This is a genomic window from Bathymodiolus heckerae thiotrophic gill symbiont (genome assembly GCF_900180345.1).
Lineage (GTDB): Bacteria > Pseudomonadota > Gammaproteobacteria > PS1 > Pseudothioglobaceae > Thiodubiliella.
Genome location: NZ_FXLV01000081.1, coordinates 1 through 2,978 on the forward strand (window position 1 = coordinate 1; position 2,978 = coordinate 2,978).

The following is a 2,978-nucleotide window of genomic DNA, read 5'->3' on the forward strand; positions in this document are numbered from 1 at the left end:
AACAAGAGAGTCTGCGAATGAATGTTGAGTTGTTTGTTTCCAAGACATTGTTATTTTTTTGATTGATTTTAGATGGTTGTTATTTTACTGGATTGGTGTGGTTTTGGTTGATTTATGCAAAGGTCTCTTTTAGTAATTAAAAGGTAATACCGTTATAACTTACTTTTTTTTCAAACCATCCAATTCTTTTGGATTTCATCGGCTGAAAATGGCTTAACACTTAGCGTTTGCATAATGCCTGTGTCTAGTTTTATCTCTACATCAACACTGTCGTTGTCTCTACCCTGAGAATAACGCGCTAGGATTTTAGCGGCAATTTGTAAGTCGTCTTGAGTGGGCTCGCCATCAATTAGTGCCAATGGACCATTACAACTGGTGGGATATAGGTTTGCATATTGGTTGCGATAGCCTTCTAAAAATTTAACCTCGCCCTCTTCTCTGGCAACAATCATTTTAAAACGAGGGTTAGGGCGAATGTGTCTACCGACTTTGAGCATCATTAAATCATCCAGTTGATAATCACGATTGCCACGAGATTGCCACATATCCACCAGCTTATCTGAGTATTGTTTGTCGGTTAAAAAACAACAGCCGCCTGCTGGCGTGGCATAATCTTCAAACCCGTATTGCTTGGCTAAAGCCATTTGTGGCTTGCGTGTTCTGCCTGAAAAATCCAATAGTTTTTCTCGGTCTACCCAGCCTTCAATTTCTGCTTTAGTTTCTGGCAAATGTTTGGCGCATAAAGGGCGTAATAACAAGTCATCTGCCCCTGATTCTGCTTGCACAATCGGCATAGTTTCTTTACGCTGGCTCATTGGACGCTGACCCATCACCTCGCCAGTAATGATAAAATCAAAGTCATTTTCTTCCATCCACTGTTTGGCTTTTTTCACCATAAAGCCTTTGCAATCAAGACAAGGATTCATATTTTTACCATAGCCGTGTTTGGGATTCAACAGCACATCCCGATATTCTTCAATCACATCGATAATGTGTAATTTAATACCGAGTTGCTCTGCCACCCATAAGGCGTTATTGCGTTTTGGTTTGTCTTTTTTTTGCTTGCGAATAGCATGAGTGTGTCCTTCCACACAAAACCCTGTAAAAAAGTTAATCCCCTCTACATGAACACCTTGATCTAGCAATAATTTGGTACTTAATAATGAATCCAATCCACCTGAGATTAACGACACTGCTTTAATTTGTTTTTTCATTTTATTTCCTGAGCAAGCCTTGCCCGCTCACAGGAACAGGCAAGGCTCGTTTTATCTATTTTCTTATGCCATTTACTCGACACCAATCATCTTTTTGCCTCACACTTAACTCTAAAAAATATTCGCCATAGGCACTCAATATCATCTCCACTTGACCGTGCAAAATACCTGATAAAGCGATGTGTCCGCCTGACTTTACTAATGTAGAAAAATGCGTACACAAGCCCACCAAAGGCTTTGCCAAAATATTAGCAATCAATAAATTCACCTTTTCTAACTGCCCTTCATTGTCCGTATGCAGAGCAGAAATCTGAGATTCTAATTGATTATTTTTGATATTACTTAGCGTAGCAACCACTGCTTGTGGATCATTATCCACACAAACTGCCTGATTAGCGCCTAATTTAACAGCGGCAATTGCCAAAATACCTGTGCCTGAACCATAATCAATCACGCTTTGACCAATAGGCGGATTTTCGTCCAAATATTGCAAACACAAATCCGTGGTTTGGTGTGTTCCTGTGCCAAATGCCAGCCCAGGATCCATATCAATTACTACCGCATCACTGGGTAATTGAGTACTATCTTCCCACGATGGACAAATCCACAGTCGTTTGCCGAATTGCATGGCGTGAAAATCTTTTTTACACTCGTTTTCCCAAACCCGGTCTTTTAATAAAGCAAAATTCACCTCATTAATATTACAAAATTTTTTTAAAGTGTCCTTAATATAATCTTGCTCAGCGCCAACATCAAACAATGCAGTGATTGTTACATTCTGCCACAACGGCGTTTCGCCCACTTTTGGCTCAAAAATTGCATCATCATTGGTATCACTAAACGCAACCGAGACACTGCCCAAACCCATCAACACTTCACTGACAAAATCTGCCTGTTGTTTTGAGATTTTTAGTATGAGTTGTATCCAGTCCATAAGTGCTGAATTATACCGTAAATATTATTCCCTTATAAAAACCAAGCAAATGAGTTGGGTAATTAACTATAATGTGTTTTTAATCACTATTTAAGGAAAAATAAAATGGCACTAGAGAGAACAGGAAATGGATATTTGGTTGACCCAAGCATCTGGAACGAAGACATTATGCTCGAAATGGCAAAAGAAGATGAGATAGAGCTAACCGAAAGCATGGTAACTCAAATCATGGCTGCTAGAGAGTATTTCGCTGAGAATTCATCCGTCCCGCCAATTAGAACCTTTGCCAAAGTGGTTGGTATTGATAAAAAAATCTTATTCAAAGAATGGCTAACTGGTCCAATGAAACCCATCACTAAGTATGGCGGTATGCCACAACCAACGGGTTGTGTGTAGAAGTTGCCGTCATTTACCAAAACAGGCGAGAAGTGGAGATTTATCTCCACTTCTTCGTTACAGACCTTGATACTATCAGAGACCTTTGCATAATTCATAATTCCCCATCCTATTTTCAACCCTTGCAATTTTTCAAAAAAAATAGCTCAAAATTTCCGTATTTTTCCATAAAAATCTAAAAAACACCTTGTTTGTTTGATTTTTTTAGCCTTATTTCTCTCTTTTTAGCCTTTTTTACTCACTGGATGTAATAATCCCTTAGGCTTTTTAATCGCTGCATTTCTTTAAAAATATTCATGCCAGTTTTAAGGTTATGACTCATGGCAATCAGTTGTACTCTGGTTTTGTTTCTCTCTAGTCCAAGGTATCTTGCCTTGCCTAAACCGTGATGAAGTTTTAGCAAGCCAAAAGTGCGTTCTACGATATAACGAATG

4 protein-coding genes are annotated in these 2,978 nt (G+C 38.9%); 1 reads left to right on the top strand and 3 read right to left on the bottom strand.

Annotated elements, in window-relative coordinates; translation table 11 throughout:
- Window positions 1–170 precede the first annotated feature (170 nt).
- Together CRYPD_RS07490 and prmA are read right to left on the bottom strand one after the other, a co-directional pair.
- The gene (locus tag CRYPD_RS07490) at window positions 171–1,214 is read right to left on the bottom strand and encodes a tRNA (5-methylaminomethyl-2-thiouridylate)-methyltransferase (protein ID WP_138146956.1); all 1,044 of its coding nucleotides are present in this window, start codon (window positions 1,212–1,214) and stop codon (window positions 171–173) included.
- Window positions 1,215–1,269: 55 nt separating this feature from the next.
- Window positions 1,270–2,148 (bottom strand): 50S ribosomal protein L11 methyltransferase, encoded by an 879-nt coding sequence (prmA, locus tag CRYPD_RS07495; RefSeq protein ID WP_138146957.1) that lies wholly within the window; start codon window positions 2,146–2,148, stop codon window positions 1,270–1,272.
- A gap of 105 nt (window positions 2,149–2,253) precedes the next feature.
- On the opposite strand from prmA, the gene CRYPD_RS07500 reads away from it, so the two are divergent.
- Window positions 2,254–2,544: a TusE/DsrC/DsvC family sulfur relay protein gene (locus CRYPD_RS07500; RefSeq protein WP_138146958.1), complete on the top strand. Its 291-nt coding sequence runs from the start codon at window positions 2,254–2,256 to the stop codon at window positions 2,542–2,544.
- Window positions 2,545–2,782: 238 nt separating this feature from the next.
- Here the strand turns inward: CRYPD_RS07500 and CRYPD_RS07505 are convergent.
- On the bottom strand, window positions 2,783–2,978 hold a 196-nt coding region (locus CRYPD_RS07505), incomplete at its 5' end, for a transposase (RefSeq protein ID WP_171004370.1).